A 16,843-nucleotide genomic window follows, 5' to 3' on the forward strand; every position below is an offset into this window, starting at 1 on the left:
CAGGTAGACTGCGACAAGACTGCATTTAAATCAACTGCTCTGAGTGGCGAAGCGGTGTGTGTGGCTGAAATGCCCTCACGCTGTGAATGCCTCCAATTACAGACGGGTATCAGCCGGGAGATTTGCGTCCTGAGTGACTGCTGGTGGGGCGAGGTGCCGATGGTGTCGCCGGGTGCGTAGAAAAATATTCAACGGCCCGGCGAATATCCTGCGCCAGCAGTGCCGCCATATCCCGACTGATACCATGGCGGATCATGATACGCTGGATAACCGTCCCTTTGCGGTTGGACGGGAGTGGGTAGGAGGCAATTTGCCAGCCCCGCATGCGCAGCCGGTCGGAAAGGTCGTAGAGATCGAATCCCCATTTACCCGGCTTGAGGGAATAGCTGATGGCCGGTAACCCGCCTCTTCCGTCGTAGAAAAGATCAAATGGGCCCATATCGGCCACCTGTTCACCGAGCCATGCGGCGGTATCCATACAGGCCTGCTGAATCTCCCGGTAACCCTCCACGCCCAGGCGTACAAAGTTGTAGTACTGGGCAACGACTTCCCCCCCGGGGCGGCTGAAATTCAGTGCAAACGTGGGCATATCTCCACCGAGGTAGTCCACGTGGAAAATCAATTCTTCCGGGAGTTCTGCGGCGTCGCGCCAGATAATCCAGCCCACACCCAGTGGTGCCAATCCGAACTTGTGCCCGGAGCTGTTAATGGATTTGACCCGCTGTATGCGGAAATCCCATTTCAGGTCCGGCTGTACGAACGGTGCGATAAAGCCGCCGCTGGCCGCGTCTACATGAATGGGAATATCCAGCCCGGTTTCTTGTTCAATGGTATCGAGGACGCGGGCGATTTCTTCCACCGGCTCATACACACAGGTGAATGTAACGCCGAGGGTGGCGACTACGCCGATCGTGTTCTCATCCACATAATCTCGGATTTTATCCGGGTTAAGGCACACCTCATTTCCGTCCAGCGGAACCTCGCGAATTTCCACATCGAAATAGCGGGCGAATTTGTGCCAGCAAACTTGCACCGGGCCACAGATGAGGTTCGGCTTATCGGTATTTTTCCCTTCCTGCTTCCGTCGCTTGCGCCACTGCCACTTTAATGCGAGACCACCCAGCATCGCGGCTTCGGATGAGCCGGTTGTGGAGCAGCCGGTGGAGTCTTCCCTGTCTTCGGCATTCCATAAATCCGCGAGCATATGTACACAGCGTGATTCGATCTCTGCGGTTTGCGGGTATTCATCCTTGTCGATCATGTTTTTATCGAAGCAATCCGTCATCAACCGCTGTACTTCATCCTCGGCCCAGGTGGTACAGAAGGTTGCCAGGTTCTGTCGCGAGTTGCCGTCCAGATACAGTTCATCCCGCACCAGCTGGTAGCCGGTTCGCGCAGGGATACTGTGCTTGGGCATTTTGTAGCGGGGCACGCTGTGGTGTGCCGCATTTGTGCTGAAAATATCCTCGCCAATATCGCCTGCTTGATGCCTGCGTGTACTTTTACGGTGAAGTGGCATAGCGCGGTTCCTCTGTCAGGAGAGCCCAATTCAGGCGGAAGCGAATGTAAATGCGGGAGTCGCGACAAATCTGTCTGTCACGTCTCCCACCAGGTTTTCCTGGGTGAGATCGAGCTTGCGGCTGGTGCCGAGATCCATTTTGTTGAACTGAACCCACACAATGTCGGGACTGAACGAGGACTCAAAAGCATATACGCCCCTCTTAAGGTCGATCAGGGAGCGCCAGATGGTCATGGAAATATTCGGGCGCGCCGGGTCCGGAACACCAAAAGGCTGCGCGGCCAGCTCTTTTTCATTCAGGCCATCGGCACTGGCCACGTCATAGGTTGTTGCCACCAGGCTCGCATACTTTGAGACCCACTTGAGAGGATTTGGATCCTGCTCGATTCCAGTGCGCTCCGCACCGGCGGGCAACACCCAGAGGTTGGTACCCAGGCTTTGCGCCCAGTCCATATTGCGTCCGGCAATGGGGCCATACCCGCTGTCTAGCCAAAGTGTTCTGGTGCACATAGTGTGAACTCATGCTCAATCAAAATGGTGTCGGCAGAAGTAGTGAAGGGAAGCGTCGAGGGCGGCCTACCAGTAGGCTGGCTGCCAGTTTTCGGACAAAAGTCGAACCTTTATCCTGCGAGAAGTTTAGTGAGGGCGCTTTTGGATCAGTAGGAATGCGGTGTAAGGTTGGGTGCTGCGCGCTGGAGTCATTGATAACACCATAAACAAGAAACGAGCGTACCAATGATGGTCAGTTCCAACGACCGGGTTCAGGATATTTATCAGAAGGAATCCCGCAGGGTTCTCGCAACCCTGATCCGCTTGCTGGGCAGTTTCGATCTGGCGGAAGAGGCGCTGCACGATGCCTTTGCCGCGGCTCTCAGCCAGTGGCCAAAAGACGGGATTCCAGACAACCCTCGCGCATGGCTAGTTTCCGCTGGTCGTTTCAAGGCCATCGATCAATTGCGCCGCAAGGCGCGCTTCGACGTATCTTTTGAGGAAGTGGCCGACCGGCTTGAAGCGGAACTCGCCAGTGAAGATGAGGAGCCGCAGGGGATTGAAGACGATCGCCTGCGGTTGATTTTTACCTGTTGCCACCCGAGCCTCGCCCCCGAGGCACAGCTGGCCCTCACGTTACGAGAAGTGTGCGGTCTCACCACAGAAGAAATCGCCAGCGCCTTTCTCACATCCACTCCGGCATTGGCCCAGCGCATCGTGCGCGCCAAAGCGAAAATCCGGGATGCCAAAATTCCCTATGCGGTTCCGGAAGGCCAGGAGCTGCAGGAGCGGCTCGCCGGTGTATTGCATGCGATTTACCTGATTTTTAATGAGGGCTATTCGGCATCCGCAGGCGAACAACTGATTCGCCAGGATCTGTGTGGCGAGGCTATCCGTCTGGCGCGTCTTTTGTGTCAGCTGCTGCCGGAGCCGGAAGCCCAGGGGCTCCTGGCGCTGCTGTTGTTGCAGGATGCCCGTCGCAGTGCGCGGGTATCGGCGGACGGTGACCTGGTCCTGCTGGAAGTTCAGGATCGCAGCCTGTGGAACCGGGAACAGATTCAAGAGGGAAGCAATCTGGTATTGCAGGCGCTCGCCAGCCGCCGCTTCGGTCCCTATACCCTGCAGGCCGCCATTGCCGCAGTGCACTCGGAGGCGGATAGCACGGAAGAAACCGACTGGCACCAGATTGTTGGCCTCTACGATGCCTTACTGGGGCAAAGCCCCTCTCCGGTGATTGAGCTCAACCGCGCGGTGGCCGTGGCGATGCGCGATGGACCGGAGCAGGGATTGGCGTTGATTGACCACCTGCTCGCCGAGGGGCCGCTCAGTGACTACCACCTGGCCCACGCAGCGCGGGCTGACCTGCTCCGCCGTCTCGGTCAGAACAAACAGGCTCATGCCGCCTACGGGCGCGCTCTGGCACTGTCGCAGCAGGGGCCGGAACAGCGTTTTCTGTCGCGCCGACTGCATGAAATCGAGACCAGGTTGGCGACCGAAAAAAAATAAAAAATTTTTTCATTGTCTGTCGAATTCCCTTTCCTCCATTCGACTAACTCGTGAAACAGCCTCAATTGCTGTCACCCAAGGAGATCAAGATGAAGTACCTGGCACTGGTTTACTACGACGAAAAGCTGATGGCGCAGAAAACTCAGCAGGAGTGGGATGCACTGAATCAGGAGTGTATAGCTTGTGTAGAAGGCCTGAGTGAAAGCGGTCACTTCATCACCGGAAGCCCGCTGATGCCCACCAGTGCTGCGACCACGGTGCGCGTGCGGGACAGGCGTGTCACTGTGACCGATGGCCCATTTGCAGAAACCAAGGAGCAGCTGGCGGGCTTTTATATGCTGGAAGCCCGGGATCTCAATGAAGCCATTGCCCTGGCTGGAAAGATACCGCCGGCCCGCTACGGATCGGTCGAAGTCCGCCCGGCGCGAGAGCTGGTGGCAGAGGGCAATCAGGCGGGCGGAAACGCCGGCTGAATCACCAAACCAAATAGAGAGTAGGGAGCAATTACATGCCGGGAACTGTAAAACTGAATCGCATATTGCGTGCACCCGCGGAGCGCGTCTATCGCGCATTTATCAACCCCCACGCTATGGCGAAATGGTCGTCGCCCGATGGATTCTATGGCGTCTATGACGATCTGGAGGCCAGAGTGGGCGGTACTTATAAGGCAAAGTTCGTCAATTTCACCACTGGCGAGGAGCATGCCTTTGGTGGCGAGTATGTCGAGCTGGTAGAAAATGAACGTATCCGTTACACCGATCGCTTTGACGACCCCAATATGCCCGGTGAAATGTCCATGACGGTCACCTTGACGCCCGTATCCTGCGGAACACAGCTGACACTTCTACAGGAAGGCATACCGGATGTGATTCCGGTGGAAATGTGCCACCTCGGGTGGCAGGAATCGCTGGCCGCGCTGGCGCGCCTTGTCGAGCCGGAAATCAATCAGTAATCAGTCTGTAAAGAAAAGGAATCGTCATGAAACACTATCTCGCCATGTATCTGGGCGCCCCCAAATCCATGAAAGGTTGGGAGGATCTTTCAGAACAACAGCGCGAACAGCGCATGCAGGAAGGTATGGCCGCCTGGGGCGGATGGATGGAAAAGCACAGCGACATTCTTGTCGCCGCCGGCGGCCCGCTGGGGAAAACCAAGCGGATCGATCCCGAGGGTATCAGCGACACCAGTAACGACATGACCGGGTACGTCATTATCAAGGCCGAGACGCACGACGAGGCGGCGAAGCTGTTTGAAAACCACCCGCACTTCAGCATTTTCCCCGGGGACTGTGTGGAAGTCATGGAGTGTATGCCGATGCCAACGAAGTAATTCTTGCTGAAATTGGTCTGGTAACCGACGCGGGGTATAGCGTGATCGTTATCACGCTCCTGTGCCGAAGCCCCTATAAACCGAACAGGGTTTTTATTTCGCCATCTTCGGTCGATGAGTAGCCCATATCCTTCAGGGTTTTCTGTATCGCCCGCCAGATATACGGGTTGTTTTTCTCACTGCGCTGCTCCGCCTCGGGCCAGTTGGCGCGTTTGATACCGCGCTCTCTGGCTGCCACTTCGTCCATTTCCCGCAGCGTCTCCAGCAGGTGCCGGATAAAGGTTTTTCCATGGGTGCCATTATCCGCTCGCAGGATCAGTTCATTCCAGAACAGGCTGGCGTCGTAGGTTTTTCCGAACAGTGCCTCGCGCTCACCGCGACTTACCGGCAGAAATCCTCCCTTGCCCACCTGTCCGCTCTGGATGTTTTCCGACCAGCGTGCCGTGCCCTCGGTATACCAGCGGTTTTTAAAATAGGTATACCCGTTCTGGTAGATATGAAAAAGCTCGTGCTCCGGGGTTTTGTTACCCCACCTCAGGGAGTTGGACAGATCGATCAGCAGTACAGGTACAGATTTCTGCTGTGAGGCACTGCGGTCAAGTTTGGGTGTGCCGTCATAGGCAATGCCATTCCGGGGGAGGTTCAGCAGGTTGACATCGATATAGTGGGCGTGGCCCTTGTAGCGCTCTCCGTCCAGAGGTGAGACCAGGCCAACCTCATCGCGATAGAAACGATCGGTCTGAAGGAGGCGCCGTCCGAGCCGGTCGATGTACTCGGGCACGCCATTGTCATCGTCATCCGCACGGCGTGCAGGGGGGAGCGCGTCCTCCCCCGACAGGGAGTAAAAAATCCGGAAGCGGTCGTAAACCGCCACTTGTTCAAGGTTTTCTCTACGTTCAGCCAAAGTCGTACCGCTAACGATGTCTGAGAGTACAAAAAGAAATACGAAGATTGCAGTTTTCACATTCACCGTCGATCAATTGGCTGTTGTAGTGTCAATTTTAGTAAAAAGGAAGTAAACGCCATTTACTGGCGGCACGTCGGCCGGCCGCTATCTTTTAAGCGCCCCCCATAATCTGTCTCGCAATTCTTGCCCTCAACGCCGAAGGTATTCCCATGCAGAACTTGAAGAAGTTTCTGGCAGTAGTGTGTGCGTCCACATTACTGATTGGCCCAGAACTCCTCCTGGCGCAGTCCGGAAGTGATATTCCTGCGTCCATAACAACGCCGGACAAGGTTGAAACCCACCTGGGCACCCTGGAATTCGATGATGGCATGCCAAGCAAAGAAACCGTTGGCAAGATATATGACCATCTGGACCTCCATCATGCCTTCCGTACCTTCACCGAGTCTTTGCGCGGTGTGAGCATTCACGCCCTTCGCAAGGGGCTAAAAGACATCGGCGTAAAGGACAACGAGGTCATCCTCTTTTCCGAGTTGATGGATGCCAATTCGCTTTTCCTCACCGCCAATGCCGACACCATTTACCTGATTGGCGGGCTTGACTTGACCAAGGGGCCAATGGTGATCGAGGTGCCGCCGGGCGTTCTCGGTACCGTGCAGGACGCCTGGTTCCGCTGGGTGATCGATATGGGCTCGCCGGGGCCGGATCGTGGCCGGGGCGGGCGCTACCTTATCGTGCCGCCGGATTACGAGGGCGCCCTGCCGGAGGGGGAATACAATGTGGCGCATTCTAAAACCCATTACGGAGTGTGGTTCGCCCGTGCGTTTCTAGAGAACAATGACCCGAAACTGGCGGTGGAGCGCATTCGGAAATTCACCAAAATCTACCCCTACCAGCCCGGTGGTCTCGGCACACCAATTGCAGAGTTCCTCGACGGCAAGTCAAAGCTCGCAAAACTGGAATCCGTGCCGGAGACGGTATTTCATGAGGGCAGCGGTAAGGTGATGAATACCATTCCGCCCAATGACTGGCGTTTTTATGAAATGCTCAATGACGTGGTGCAGCAGGAGCCGGCGACCGCGCTTGATCCGGAGCTGATGGGACCCATTGCCGCAATTGGCATCGTCAAAGGCAAACCCTTCAAACCCGACGCGCGCATGAAAAAGATTCTCACCGATGCCCTGCAGCTCGCCAATGCCACCGCCCGCAGCGTTTTCATGAGCCCCCGGGATCACAGCTGGTACTACTACGAGGGAAGCAACTGGCAGAACATGCTGTTCGATACCGGCTATCAGTTCGAAACCCCGATTCCGGAAATTACCAAAGAAGGCGTCAAGCCATTTCCTGCCACCGGTTACCGCAAGCTGGATGCGCGGACCGCGTTTTTCTACGGGGTAACCGGTATCACCCCGGCCATGGCCATGCGGCTTACCGGTATCGGCTCCACCTATTTATGGACGATGGTGGATGCGGACAAAAATTACTTCGATGGTGCAAAGACCTATAAGGTGACCCTGCCGAAAGGCGTTCCAGCGGAGCGCTTCTGGTCATTTACCCTGTACGACACCCAGACCCGCTCGATGCTGAAAACGCCGCAGCGATATCCCCGCGCCGGCAGCCAAAGCTATCCCTCTCCCGCAGCAGAGCCCGGGACGGCAGGTTCAACAACCGTGTTTTTCGGTCCGGAGCAGCCTGCGGGGGTAGCGCGGGGAAACTGGATACAGACCATTCCTGGAAAGAGCTACTTCCCGGTGCTGCGGCTGTACAGTCCACTGCAACCTTTCTTCGATAAAAGCTGGCGGCCCACGGAAGTGGAGCTGGTCAAATAAAAATAGTGTCTTGAGGGGTGTCGGTTTCACTCCGCCGCCAGGGCCATCAGCCGTTCGGCCTGGCGGCGGAGCTCTGCTTTCAGGTTTGGCGGTGAGAGGATTTCGAAGCGGCAGGGCAACTGCATCAGCTGTGAGGAAAACCAGCCCAGGCAGCCCGTGTGTGCCCGCCAGTGTACGGCGTCCCCCTGGGGTGTCAGCAGCCCTTCCTCGTGACCAAGCATGGCGCTGGCCGTGGCCAAATTGGTGTGCAGCAGCAGTTCCACCTCCACGGCGGAATCCATTTGCGAGAAGCTCTGGTTGAGGTAGGAGGCCGCATCAAAATCCCGCGGGCGCTCGAACGGAATATTCAGACGCTGCAGCGCATTCATGCGGTCGAGACGGAAGGTGCGCAGTTCACCGCGCAGATGGCAGTGGCCCACCGCGTACCAGCGGCCGCGGCGAAACACGAGACCGTAGGGATCAAACTCCCGTTGCAGAGTGATCTCGGTGCCGGCTGCCTTGTCGGTGATGCTGGTGTACTCGAACACCGTGCGGCAGCGCTCCTGAGTGGCGGATGCCAGGGTAGCGAGAATCGCACTGGCCGGTGCCGGGGAAGGTAAAAAATCCAGCGTGATGTTCTCATCCAACGCCCGTAACTGCTGTTTCAGCTTCTGTGGCATCACCCGTTCGAGCTTGGCCTGGGCACTGGCCACCGCTGAGCCCATATCGCCCAGGTTCAGGCTGCGTGCCGCCAGCAGACCGAGGGAGATCGCCAGGGTCTCTTCATTGGTAAACATCATCGGCGGCAGTTTATAGCCGGAGACCAGTCGGTAGCCGCCGTAGCGCCCGCGCTCACTGGTCAGCGGGATACCGATTTCCTCAAGGGTATTGATATAGCGCCGCAGGGTGCGCCCATCCACACCCAGCTTGCCGGCGAGTTCACTGCCGGTGGCATTACCGTGCGACTGCAGCAGTTCCAGCAGTGCCAGTACACGTGTCGTTGGATTCGACATCAATTGCATCCCGCCTGATTTTAATAGGGCGGAATATAGCCTAATTGGGCTTTACAGTCCTTCCACGTTCTCAACAGACACTAGGCAACCGAACGAAGGGAGATCCCATGTCCAACGAAGTAATGCTCTACACCCACCCTCAATCCCGCGGCCGCACTGCGCGCTGGATGCTCGAAGAGCTGAATGCGCCTTATCAGGTGGAAATACTGGATTACGACAGCAGTATGAAAGCGCCGGCGTACCTGAAACTGAACCCCATGGGTAAAGTGCCGGCGATCGTGCACCAGGGGCAGGTGGTGACCGAGTGCTCCGCCATCTGCGCCTACCTGGCAGAGGTGTTTCCTGAGGCCGGGCTGGCCCCCACGCCGGAAGAGCGTGCCAGTTACTACCGCTGGTTGTTTTTCACTGCGGGACCTCTGGAAGCCGCAATCACCGACAGCAAAATGCTGGGTATCGATGTTGATGCGGAAAAGCAGCGCATGGTGGGTTACGGTAGCTACGCCGCAGTACTGGATACACTGTCCAGCTGGTTTATGAAGCATACCTATGTCACCGGTGAGCGCTTTACCGCTGCCGATGTCTATGTGGGCGCCCAGATCGCCTGGGGGTTGCAGTTCGGCACCATCGAAAAACGTATCGAGTTTATCGATTACGCAAAACGGGTAACCGGTCGCGATGCCCACAAGCGTGCCAATGCCAAGGACGATGCACTCGCGGAGCCAGCCCAATGAAAAAAACCTACAAAGGCAGCTGTCACTGCGGCGCGGTGGAGTTTGAAGCGGATATCGATCTGGCAGCGGGCACCGGCAAGTGCAATTGTTCCATCTGCACCAAAACCCGCGAGTGGGGTGCCATTATCAAACCGGCAGCGTTTCGTCTGCTGAAGGGTAAGGAGGCGCTGAGCAACTATCAGTTCGGCACCCTGCAGGCCCACCATCCATTCTGCAAACACTGTGGCGTGCGCAGCTTCGGCAATGGCGATGTGGAGGAACTGGGTGGGGAGTTTGTCTCCGTCTATCTGTCGGCGCTGGACAACGTCACCCCAGAGGAACTACTCGAAGCGCCGGTACAGTACTTCGACGGGCGCAATGACAACTGGATGAACGTGCCGGAAGAAACGCGCCATCTTTAATTGCTGATTATCCGCATTGTATTTTCCACTTGTCCCGCAGCTTGCAAAAATATTTTTGCTGTGGGATAAGTTTGCGCTTGGTTGGGTGGAGTCTACTGTAGCGCAGTTGGTACTTTCGTCTTGCTTTCTGTGAGATGAAGTAAAAATTGATAAAGGTGTAAGGATATGTCAGATAAGCGGAGTTTTGATGATTTCTCCATGGGAGAAATTACCGAAGTGGCATCGGAAGCCGGTCTTAGGGCTCGCAAGGAAAGTCTGGAAGCGGGACTGGAAGTTTTGTCTCAGGATCCTGATACCGGTGAGTTTTTCTATGAAAAACTGGATAAGTCTGGAAATCTCATAAAGCGCATATTGACCAGGGAAGAGGTAGAGGCGCTTCAGAAATGAGTAAACCAAGAGTAATTCTTATTGCTGGTCCCAATGGGTCAGGAAAAAGTACACTCACGGAAACGTTCATGGAAAAAGGAATGGACTTCGGTGAGTATGTAAATCCTGATGAAATAGCAAAGGAAATTGGCGGTGATTACGACGCCGCGGTAAGAGAGGCGCAGCGAGTGGCCGAGTCACGTCGCACCGAGCTTTTGAATAGCGGAATATCGCATAGTTTTGAAAGCGTTATGTCTCACCCATCAAAAATTGAATTTTTGGTCACTGCCAAGGCCAAAGGATTTGATGTGCTTCTGCTTTTTGTTGGTGTCAATGACCCAGCGGTAAACGTAGCGCGGGTAGCGAACCGCGTTGCAAAGGGTGGACATGACGTTCCAAAAGAAAAAATTGTTGAGCGATACAAGCGCACTATGGATATGTTGTATCAGGCGGCCATAACTGCTGATCGTGCACTAATTTTCGACAATACTGACTCTTCAGCGGGGCTGACTCCAGCTGCCGAAGTCGAGGCAGGAAAGTTGGTGAATTGGAACCCTCGTTTCCCATGGATCAGACAGTATTTAGTCAATAAGTTTGATCAGGAGTGGGGCTGAGGTATCTCGTATTAAAGCTGAGGTATCTCGTATTAAATCAGAACCTGTCGAGGTGTGGATGACATCAGTCATCCACACCTATGCACGAATTACTGCATCGCAGACGGGTCCATCCACATGATCTCCCAGATATGCCCGTCAAGATCCCGGAAGGCGCGGCCGTACATAAAGCCGTGATCCTGGGGGTCCCGATAGCTGCTTCCGCCTGCGGCAACGGCCTTATCCAGCAGCGTGTCCACCTCTTCCCGGCTCTGGGCTGACAGGCATACAAGCACTTCCGAGCTCTCGCCGGTATTGCAGAGTGTAAGGCCTGGGGTAAAGCTCAGATACTTCTCCTGTGTCAGCAGCATCACAAAACTACTCTCACCAACAAGCATGCACGTGGCCGTCTCGTCGGTGAACTGTGGGTTGAATGCAAAGCCGAGCTGGGAGAAGAACTCGATGGACTTCCCCAAATCTGCCACCGGCAGGTTTACAAACATCATTCTGGACATGGTATTTCCTCAATTCACGGCAACACCGGACTGTGTTGGTAATAGCTAGTCGATTGAGAAGATGGGAATTCGACAGGTGGCAGCGAAATGATTGATGAGTTTTTGCGCTAATACTTTTCTGTGGACTGTGTTGAACCCAGGGGATTTTTCGCAAACCAGGACACAATCTGGGGCATATGCTGCTCAAAGCTACCCGGCACGGAAATATTCAGTACCCCGGCCCGCTCGGCCGAGCGGTTCTCGAAATCATGGGTAGAGCCTCCGGGGGCGAGAACAAAGCTACCCTTGGGGGCGTCTATCCATTCATCGTCCACCAGAAAACTCATGGTTCCTTCGAGCACGAAGAAGATGTCGTCTTCGCTGTGGCTATGGGGGCCTGGACCTTTGGAGTAGGCATCCAGCCACCATTCGGAAATCGCGTATTTACCCAATGACTCTTCGCCGTCCGCTTTAAACAGCGCCTGCATCGACCCCATGGAGTAAGCGCGCCCCTCACCTGGCGCTAAAAATATCGGTGATCGGTCTTTGCGCACCACTTCTGCCTCCGGATATTGTTATGTGTGAGCTGTTAGGGCTTCGGCAACGGAATTCTGCCTCAGGTAGCCGCAGTTGGCAGACGCGTCCGGCCTGAATGGCCTGAATGGCGTTAATCAACGGTTCTGCGACGCGTTCGCCATCGGCACAATCCGTGGCTTCGGGTATTCCGCTTCTTTGTAAATCAGAAGGGGGGTGGGATACCCGTTATTGTACGACTCACGTCCCGGCTACTTGCATGGCCAGAGTGTATACCGCTGGGCCGGCGGTGATAAACAGGGTGCGGCCATGCTCGCCGCCGAAGGTGACATTCGCGGTCCAGTCTCCGGGTACCGGAATATGCCCGATGCGTTCGCCGTGTTTATCAAAAACGGTTACCCCGTCGCCAGTGAGGTAGAGATTGCCACGCTGGTCCAGCGCCATGCCGTCCGACCCCATTTCTGTAAACAGTTTTTTTGCGGACAGTTTTCCATCGGCAAGTATCGAGTAAACATAGGTTTTGTCGTCGCCGATATCGGCGATATAAAGGATTTTTCCGTCGCTGCTGCCGATAATGCCATTGGGTTTCACCAGATCATCCGTCACCACCAGCGCTTTCTGCGCGCCGGGGGCCAGATAGTAGACGGCCTCTTTGTCCAGTTTGGGCGCGCTGTGTTCCCAGTAAGGCCGCTGGTAATAGGGGTCGGTAAAATAGATCCCGCCCGCGGGGTCCACCCACAAGTCGTTGGGACCGTTCAGCCGTTTGCCGGCGAAATCCTTCACCAGTACGGCAACTTCTCCGCGCGGAGTGACACGCCATAGCTCGCCTTTTTCATCGGCGCAGGTCAACAGGTTACCCTCGTGATCAAACGTCATGCCGTTGGAGCGGCCAGCGCCATCCATAAACAGTGAGAGGCTCCCGTCCACGGCATACTTCCAGATGGTGTTATTCGGCTGGTCAGTGAAGTAGATATTACCGGCAGCGTCCGTTGCTGGGCCTTCGGTAAAAACAAACTGATCCGAGACCAGTTTCAGTTTCGCACCTTCTGCCACCGGCAGTGCAGCCTGCACCAGGCCGGAAAAACACAGCAGTGTCGCGATACATAGACGCTCAAGCGGTTTGGGCATTTTGGTTTTTTCTCTTTGTTGTCGACCTTGTTGTCGACCTTGTTGTCGACCTTGTTGTCGGATCAGTCGTCCGGGGTGCGGCTGGCGGCAGCAGCACCCGCAACCGGTAGTGTCGCCCGGCCTGCACTGGATTGATCAGGGGTTCTGCAAGTTGTTCGCCATCGGCATACACCTGCACGCCCTCGTCGTTGTCTCGTTCGCTACTTTGTCGGCGTTCAAATTGCACGTCAACAACAGCGCCGCGAAAATGCCGCTGCACCCGTGCCTGTTGCCAATGGGAAGGCAGCTGTGGAGCAATGCGTAAACCGGCTCCCTCACCTGTCAGTCCAAACAGTGCCTCTATCAGGCAGCGGTAGATCCACGCCGCGGTGCCGGTGTTCAGCAGCTGGCTAGAGCGGCCTGCGTGCTCTGGGTACTGGTGCCAGGCGCCGCGATAGTAATTGGGCACAAATACCGGTAACTGGCCGCGCTGTATCAGATCGTCGTGGTCCGGGCCCGGGATCATTTGCCGCAACAGGTGCCAGGCTCTGTCGCCCTCGCCGATGGCGTACAGGCTGTAGATATAAAACGCCGCCGCGTGGTTATACACAGAGCCATTTTCTGCCGACCCCGGAAACTTCTGGGTAACACGGCCAACATCCTCGCGCATGCCGGTGTAAGCGGGAGCCAGCATCATCGGCCCGAAGGGCGTTTCCAACTGCTGTTTCACCGCGCGCAGCAGATGCTTTTTCTGATTGTCATCGGCGGCACCGCTCAGCAGTGCCCAGCTCTGTGGATTGAGGAAGATACGTCCCTCTTGATCTTCGCGTACCCCGAAAACGGTGCCGTCATCGGTAATGCCGCGGGCAAACCAGTCACCATCCCACAGGTGGCGATTCACCGCGCTGTTGATCTCCGCGGCAAGTCGCGCATATTGTTCCGCCGCTGCCGCCTGTTTTTGTTGCAGGCAAATCTCCCCCCAGAGTTTCAGTGCGTAGGCGGTGGCGAGGGAAAGCCAGCCGGATACGCCGCGCCCCCGGTAACCCACCATATTCATCGGGTCACACCAGTCCCCCTGACCGATATAGCTGAGGCCGCGGTCGTCGCGGGCTGCCGCCAGCCAGTCCATGGCGCGGCTGACACATTCAAATACGCTGCGCCCGTGACCTTCACCGTCAACTTCATCTTCGCCCACGGGGATTACCCGCTCGTCGAGCAGTGCGTGATCCCCGGTTTCATCCAGATATCCACGCAGAAAAATCGGCAGCCACACGCAGTGATCCGTGTGGGGCACCTGATTAATATATTTCAGCTCGGCCTCGGGACTGAGCAGAATACCGTCGGGCAGGGAGCCGTCCGCCTTCTGCTGGCTGAGGGTGCGCAGCAGCGCTGAACGCGCCGTCTGTGGCCGGATATAGGCCATGCCCAGCTGATCTTGCAGGTAGTTGCGGGTTTGCGGGTCTGTGGTCAGGCGGTTGACGTCCCCGTGATAGAACACCTGCCGTGGCAACCAGTGATTGGCAAACGCATTCAGCTCCCGGTCCGGGGTTTCGATCTGCAGGCAACCGCGTCCCTGGGCCAGATACTTTTGATATTCGTCAGCGGCCGTGGCGAATCCGGTGGCGGACAGATAACGCTCGCGCAGCGCGAACATTTCCTCGTCGTCCCGGGCCGGGCCGAACAGGAAACGCAGAGTACGCTCCTCGCCCGGAGCCAGCTGCAGTTGGTATTGCAGGGCCGCCGTCGGTACCTGATAGCGGGCATCGCCACCACCCAGCAATGGCTGGCGCACCCCATCGGGATTGTGCAGACCACCCTCGCCCTCGAATACCGATTGGGCGGCTTCCCAGGCGTCCGGTGTGGTTTCATGGAGCAGAAAGGTTTTGTCTTTGAGGTGCTGATTTTTAAAGTAATCATCCACCTTCTGGTAGGGCGTGATACTGGAGCAGACGATGCCACCCAGATCCGCGCGGTATTCCCCGGACTGATTCATCCAGCTCATATAACCCACCGGGAAATAGGGGTAGGCGGAAATCCGTCGTGGCCCGGGGGAATGATTGCGCAGGGTGCATTCCCACAACTCCACAGCGTCGTCGACGGGCACACGCAATGTCATGGTAACTTCCAGACCGGCCTGGTGCAGACGCCAGGTGATCTCGTCGGCGCCAACCGAAAACGCGAACTGTTCGGCGCGTGCCCGCACCGGCTCGTACGGGCAGGAAAACAGCGCGCCGTTGTCCTCGTCCTTTACATACAGGAACCGCCCCGGGTGGTGTGCATAGAACGGCTGCTCCGGCTGCATAAAGGTTTTGGCTTCAAGATTGGGCGCGTGGGCGTAGGCGGCAGGTTCCGGCTGCATATGGCGCGCCACCACAAAGCCCCGGCAGTTTACCTGTAACAGCATACGCCGGTTCCACAGGAAGGTGCTGGCCGCGGGCATGGCGGTGGGGCTTGTGAGCGTACAGCGCGCGCCATCTTCGCTATTGGTTACCAGCGGGGAATGACCGGTGGCATTTTTCATACGGAAACTATCCTCACGATGTTGCGGTGCCCATGGATGGATTTTCCGGGGGCGGATTTTTTCCAGCCGATTGGGGAAATTTTTCTGTATCGGGCTGCGCAGTTGCGGTGCGCCTCCCCAGCTCCTGCTGAATACGCGCCAGACGTGCATTGTTCAATGGATAGAAACTTGCCACTGCGGCTGCGAGCAGCGCGAAGGCGCCGGGTATGACCGTTTGCAGCAGGGCGATACCGGTTTGCGAGGCATCACTCTGGGCCTCCCGTGCCACATAGCCGATGCCGGCCAACACCCACAGCATCACCGCGGAACCCATGGCGCCGCCCAGCTTCATGGAGAAGGTGGCGGCGGAGAAGGTCATCGCGGTGGCGCGCCGCCCACTGCGCCACTCGGTGTAATCGGCGCAGTCGGCAAACATGGACCACGCCAGAGGAGACTTGGGCCCCAGCGCCAGACTGATCAGAATATTCAGGGTAAACATCAGCCACACCGCATCTTTCGGAACAAAATAAAAGGCCAGTGACAATGTGCCGACCACACACATAAGAATGACAATCAGCCGTGCCTTATCCACATAGCGGGTCAGCAGTGGTGTGATCGCTGCGCCGGCCGCCAGGGCCAGTGCCTGCACGGCCAGGTAGTTGGAGATCAGCTCCGGACGCTCCACGTAATACATCAGGTAGTAATAACTGGAGCCGCCGCGCAGGGTAATGGTCAGCATGATGACCATCTGCAGCCCCACCAGAATCAGCCAGGGACGATTGCGCAGCAGATCCTGGATGTCGTCCAGCGGCCTGGTTTTCTGTATCGGAGAGGGGACGATGCGTTCGCGGGTGGTGAAAAAGGTCACCGCGAATATGACACAGGCAATAGCGCCATACACCGTCATGGTGAGCTGCCAGCCAAGCTGCTCGTCTCCCCGCCCCAGCCATTCCACCAGGGGCAAGGTATATTTGTTGACGCAGGTCATACCCACAAACGCCGCGATAAACCGCCAGCTGATCAGTGTATTGCGCTCCTGTGGGTGCGCGGTCATCACCCCAGACAGAGACGCGTAGGGCGTACTCAGCAAGGTGTACCCCAGCATCATCGCGCTGTAGGTGATATAGGCGTAGATAATCTTGCCGGTCTCATCCAGGTCCGGCGTGGTAAAGGTAAGCACCGAGGCCGCGGCCATGGGCAGGCCCGCAAACAGCAGGTACGGCCGGAACTTGCCCCAGCGGCTCCGGGTGCGATCTGCAATGGCACCCATGAGTGGATCGGTTACCGCATCAATAAGCTTGGTAACCAGCAACAGCGTGCCCGCGATGGCCGCCGGCAGTCCAAAGACATCGGTATAGAAAACCGCAAGAAAAGAGGCGATACAGGTCCAGTACAGATTGAATCCGAAATCCCCAATGGCGAAGCCGGCTTTCTCACCTATTCCGAGCCGGGCAAGGCGGGGATTACCGTGTTCCTGAGAGGAAGGTTGTAGATCTGGCGAAGACATAGCTCGCTCCGTTTTTATTGTTGTTGTGCGGCAGATAGGCGG

General features: G+C 56.7%; 18 protein-coding genes. 9 read left to right on the forward strand and 9 right to left on the reverse strand.

The features are described 5' to 3' along the window. Window positions 1-109: 109 nt before the first annotated feature. Both gad and ACXAG1_RS04660 read right to left on the reverse strand, forming a co-directional pair. Window positions 110-1,519, reverse strand: coding sequence for a glutamate decarboxylase (gene gad, locus ACXAG1_RS04655; RefSeq protein WP_475091691.1), 1,410 nt, complete (start codon window positions 1,517-1,519; stop codon window positions 110-112). Window positions 1,520-1,549: 30 nt separating this feature from the next. Beyond that, window positions 1,550-2,029, reverse strand: coding sequence for a linear amide C-N hydrolase (locus ACXAG1_RS04660; RefSeq protein ID WP_475119071.1), 480 nt, complete (start codon window positions 2,027-2,029; stop codon window positions 1,550-1,552). 225 nt (window positions 2,030-2,254) lie between these two features. Here ACXAG1_RS04660 and ACXAG1_RS04665 point away from each other — a divergent pair, with 225 nt between their 5' ends. The 4 genes from ACXAG1_RS04665 (at window position 2,255) to ACXAG1_RS04680 (ending at window position 4,843) form a co-directional block, all read left to right on the forward strand. Next, complete coding sequence (locus ACXAG1_RS04665) at window positions 2,255-3,514, forward strand: RNA polymerase sigma factor (RefSeq protein ID WP_475119072.1); 1,260 nt, start codon at window positions 2,255-2,257, stop codon at window positions 3,512-3,514. An 89-nt stretch (window positions 3,515-3,603) separates the two neighbouring features. After that, window positions 3,604-3,987 carry a YciI family protein gene (locus ACXAG1_RS04670; protein WP_475091694.1) on the forward strand — a complete coding sequence of 128 codons (384 nt, stop codon included), beginning with the start codon at window positions 3,604-3,606 and terminating at the stop codon, window positions 3,985-3,987. 35 nt (window positions 3,988-4,022) lie between these two features. Then, window positions 4,023-4,466 carry an SRPBCC family protein gene (locus tag ACXAG1_RS04675; RefSeq protein WP_475119073.1) on the forward strand — a complete coding sequence of 148 codons (444 nt, stop codon included), beginning with the start codon at window positions 4,023-4,025 and terminating at the stop codon, window positions 4,464-4,466. 26 nt (window positions 4,467-4,492) lie between these two features. Then, on the forward strand, window positions 4,493-4,843 hold the full coding sequence (locus ACXAG1_RS04680) for a YciI family protein (protein WP_475091696.1): 351 nt from the start codon (window positions 4,493-4,495) through the stop codon (window positions 4,841-4,843). A 73-nt stretch (window positions 4,844-4,916) separates the two neighbouring features. On the opposite strand, the gene ACXAG1_RS04685 is transcribed toward ACXAG1_RS04680, so the two are convergent. Next, complete coding sequence (locus ACXAG1_RS04685) at window positions 4,917-5,747, reverse strand: hypothetical protein (protein ID WP_475119074.1); 831 nt, start codon at window positions 5,745-5,747, stop codon at window positions 4,917-4,919. Between the two features lie 212 nt (window positions 5,748-5,959). Between ACXAG1_RS04685 and ACXAG1_RS04690 the strand changes: the two genes are divergently transcribed. After that, window positions 5,960-7,576: a DUF1254 domain-containing protein gene (locus tag ACXAG1_RS04690; RefSeq protein ID WP_475119075.1), complete on the forward strand. Its 1,617-nt coding sequence runs from the start codon at window positions 5,960-5,962 to the stop codon at window positions 7,574-7,576. 26 nt (window positions 7,577-7,602) lie between these two features. Here the strand turns inward: ACXAG1_RS04690 and ACXAG1_RS04695 are convergent, their stop codons facing one another. Beyond that, window positions 7,603-8,568 (reverse strand): helix-turn-helix transcriptional regulator, encoded by a 966-nt coding sequence (locus tag ACXAG1_RS04695; protein WP_475091699.1) that lies wholly within the window; start codon window positions 8,566-8,568, stop codon window positions 7,603-7,605. A gap of 107 nt (window positions 8,569-8,675) precedes the next feature. Here ACXAG1_RS04695 and ACXAG1_RS04700 point away from each other — a divergent pair, with 107 nt between their 5' ends. The 4 genes from ACXAG1_RS04700 (at window position 8,676) to ACXAG1_RS04715 (ending at window position 10,680) form a co-directional block, all read left to right on the forward strand. After that, a complete protein-coding gene (locus ACXAG1_RS04700) occupies window positions 8,676-9,299 on the forward strand; it encodes a glutathione S-transferase family protein (protein ID WP_475119076.1) in 624 nt (207 codons plus the stop codon). Continuing rightward, window positions 9,296-9,700, forward strand: a complete 405-nt coding sequence (locus ACXAG1_RS04705; protein ID WP_475091701.1) for a GFA family protein — start codon at window positions 9,296-9,298, stop codon at window positions 9,698-9,700. The genes ACXAG1_RS04700 and ACXAG1_RS04705 overlap by 4 nt, the downstream gene beginning before the upstream one ends. A 165-nt stretch (window positions 9,701-9,865) precedes the next feature. Further along, window positions 9,866-10,087 carry a hypothetical protein gene (locus tag ACXAG1_RS04710; protein WP_475119077.1) on the forward strand — a complete coding sequence of 74 codons (222 nt, stop codon included), beginning with the start codon at window positions 9,866-9,868 and terminating at the stop codon, window positions 10,085-10,087. Next, entirely contained in the window at window positions 10,084-10,680 is a 597-nt protein-coding gene (locus ACXAG1_RS04715; RefSeq protein WP_475119078.1) for an ATPase, read from the forward strand. Before ACXAG1_RS04710 ends, ACXAG1_RS04715 begins: the two co-directional genes overlap by 4 nt. 89 nt (window positions 10,681-10,769) lie before the next feature. Here ACXAG1_RS04715 and ACXAG1_RS04720 read toward each other — a convergent pair whose 3' ends face one another. The 5 genes from ACXAG1_RS04720 to ACXAG1_RS04740 form a co-directional block, all read right to left on the reverse strand. After that, complete coding sequence (locus ACXAG1_RS04720) at window positions 10,770-11,174, reverse strand: VOC family protein (protein WP_475119079.1); 405 nt, start codon at window positions 11,172-11,174, stop codon at window positions 10,770-10,772. 107 nt (window positions 11,175-11,281) lie between these two features. Next, the gene (locus tag ACXAG1_RS04725; RefSeq protein WP_475091703.1) at window positions 11,282-11,707 is read right to left on the reverse strand and encodes a cupin domain-containing protein; all 426 of its coding nucleotides are present in this window, start codon (window positions 11,705-11,707) and stop codon (window positions 11,282-11,284) included. A gap of 220 nt (window positions 11,708-11,927) precedes the next feature. Next, window positions 11,928-12,815 carry an SMP-30/gluconolactonase/LRE family protein gene (locus tag ACXAG1_RS04730; protein ID WP_475119080.1) on the reverse strand — a complete coding sequence of 296 codons (888 nt, stop codon included), beginning with the start codon at window positions 12,813-12,815 and terminating at the stop codon, window positions 11,928-11,930. After that, a complete protein-coding gene (locus ACXAG1_RS04735) occupies window positions 12,799-15,315 on the reverse strand; it encodes a GH36-type glycosyl hydrolase domain-containing protein (RefSeq protein WP_475119081.1) in 2,517 nt (838 codons plus the stop codon). Before ACXAG1_RS04735 ends, ACXAG1_RS04730 begins: the two co-directional genes overlap by 17 nt. Window positions 15,316-15,328: 13 nt before the next feature. Further along, window positions 15,329-16,801 (reverse strand): glycoside-pentoside-hexuronide (GPH):cation symporter, encoded by a 1,473-nt coding sequence (locus tag ACXAG1_RS04740; protein WP_475119082.1) that lies wholly within the window; start codon window positions 16,799-16,801, stop codon window positions 15,329-15,331. Window positions 16,802-16,843: the final 42 nt, after the last annotated feature.

Source organism: Microbulbifer sp. ABE4_465, assembly GCF_056160765.1.

What these genes read in the sequence shown, in the direction of transcription:
- gad (WP_475091691.1), bottom strand. Translation starts at nt 1,519, where the DNA reads ATGCCACTTCACCGTAAAAGTACACGCAGGCATCAAGCAGGCGATATT.
- ACXAG1_RS04660 (WP_475119071.1), bottom strand. Translation starts at nt 2,029, where the DNA reads ATGTGCACCAGAACACTTTGGCTAGACAGCGGGTATGGCCCCATTGCC.
- ACXAG1_RS04665 (WP_475119072.1), top strand. Translation starts at nt 2,255, where the DNA reads ATGATGGTCAGTTCCAACGACCGGGTTCAGGATATTTATCAGAAGGAA.
- ACXAG1_RS04670 (WP_475091694.1), top strand. Translation starts at nt 3,604, where the DNA reads ATGAAGTACCTGGCACTGGTTTACTACGACGAAAAGCTGATGGCGCAG.
- ACXAG1_RS04675 (WP_475119073.1), top strand. Translation starts at nt 4,023, where the DNA reads ATGCCGGGAACTGTAAAACTGAATCGCATATTGCGTGCACCCGCGGAG.
- ACXAG1_RS04680 (WP_475091696.1), top strand. Translation starts at nt 4,493, where the DNA reads ATGAAACACTATCTCGCCATGTATCTGGGCGCCCCCAAATCCATGAAA.
- ACXAG1_RS04690 (WP_475119075.1), top strand. Translation starts at nt 5,960, where the DNA reads ATGCAGAACTTGAAGAAGTTTCTGGCAGTAGTGTGTGCGTCCACATTA.
- ACXAG1_RS04695 (WP_475091699.1), bottom strand. Translation starts at nt 8,568, where the DNA reads ATGTCGAATCCAACGACACGTGTACTGGCACTGCTGGAACTGCTGCAG.
- ACXAG1_RS04700 (WP_475119076.1), top strand. Translation starts at nt 8,676, where the DNA reads ATGTCCAACGAAGTAATGCTCTACACCCACCCTCAATCCCGCGGCCGC.
- ACXAG1_RS04705 (WP_475091701.1), top strand. Translation starts at nt 9,296, where the DNA reads ATGAAAAAAACCTACAAAGGCAGCTGTCACTGCGGCGCGGTGGAGTTT.
- ACXAG1_RS04710 (WP_475119077.1), top strand. Translation starts at nt 9,866, where the DNA reads ATGTCAGATAAGCGGAGTTTTGATGATTTCTCCATGGGAGAAATTACC.
- ACXAG1_RS04715 (WP_475119078.1), top strand. Translation starts at nt 10,084, where the DNA reads ATGAGTAAACCAAGAGTAATTCTTATTGCTGGTCCCAATGGGTCAGGA.
- ACXAG1_RS04720 (WP_475119079.1), bottom strand. Translation starts at nt 11,174, where the DNA reads ATGTCCAGAATGATGTTTGTAAACCTGCCGGTGGCAGATTTGGGGAAG.
- ACXAG1_RS04730 (WP_475119080.1), bottom strand. Translation starts at nt 12,815, where the DNA reads ATGCCCAAACCGCTTGAGCGTCTATGTATCGCGACACTGCTGTGTTTT.
- ACXAG1_RS04735 (WP_475119081.1), bottom strand. Translation starts at nt 15,315, where the DNA reads ATGAAAAATGCCACCGGTCATTCCCCGCTGGTAACCAATAGCGAAGAT.
- ACXAG1_RS04740 (WP_475119082.1), bottom strand. Translation starts at nt 16,801, where the DNA reads ATGTCTTCGCCAGATCTACAACCTTCCTCTCAGGAACACGGTAATCCC.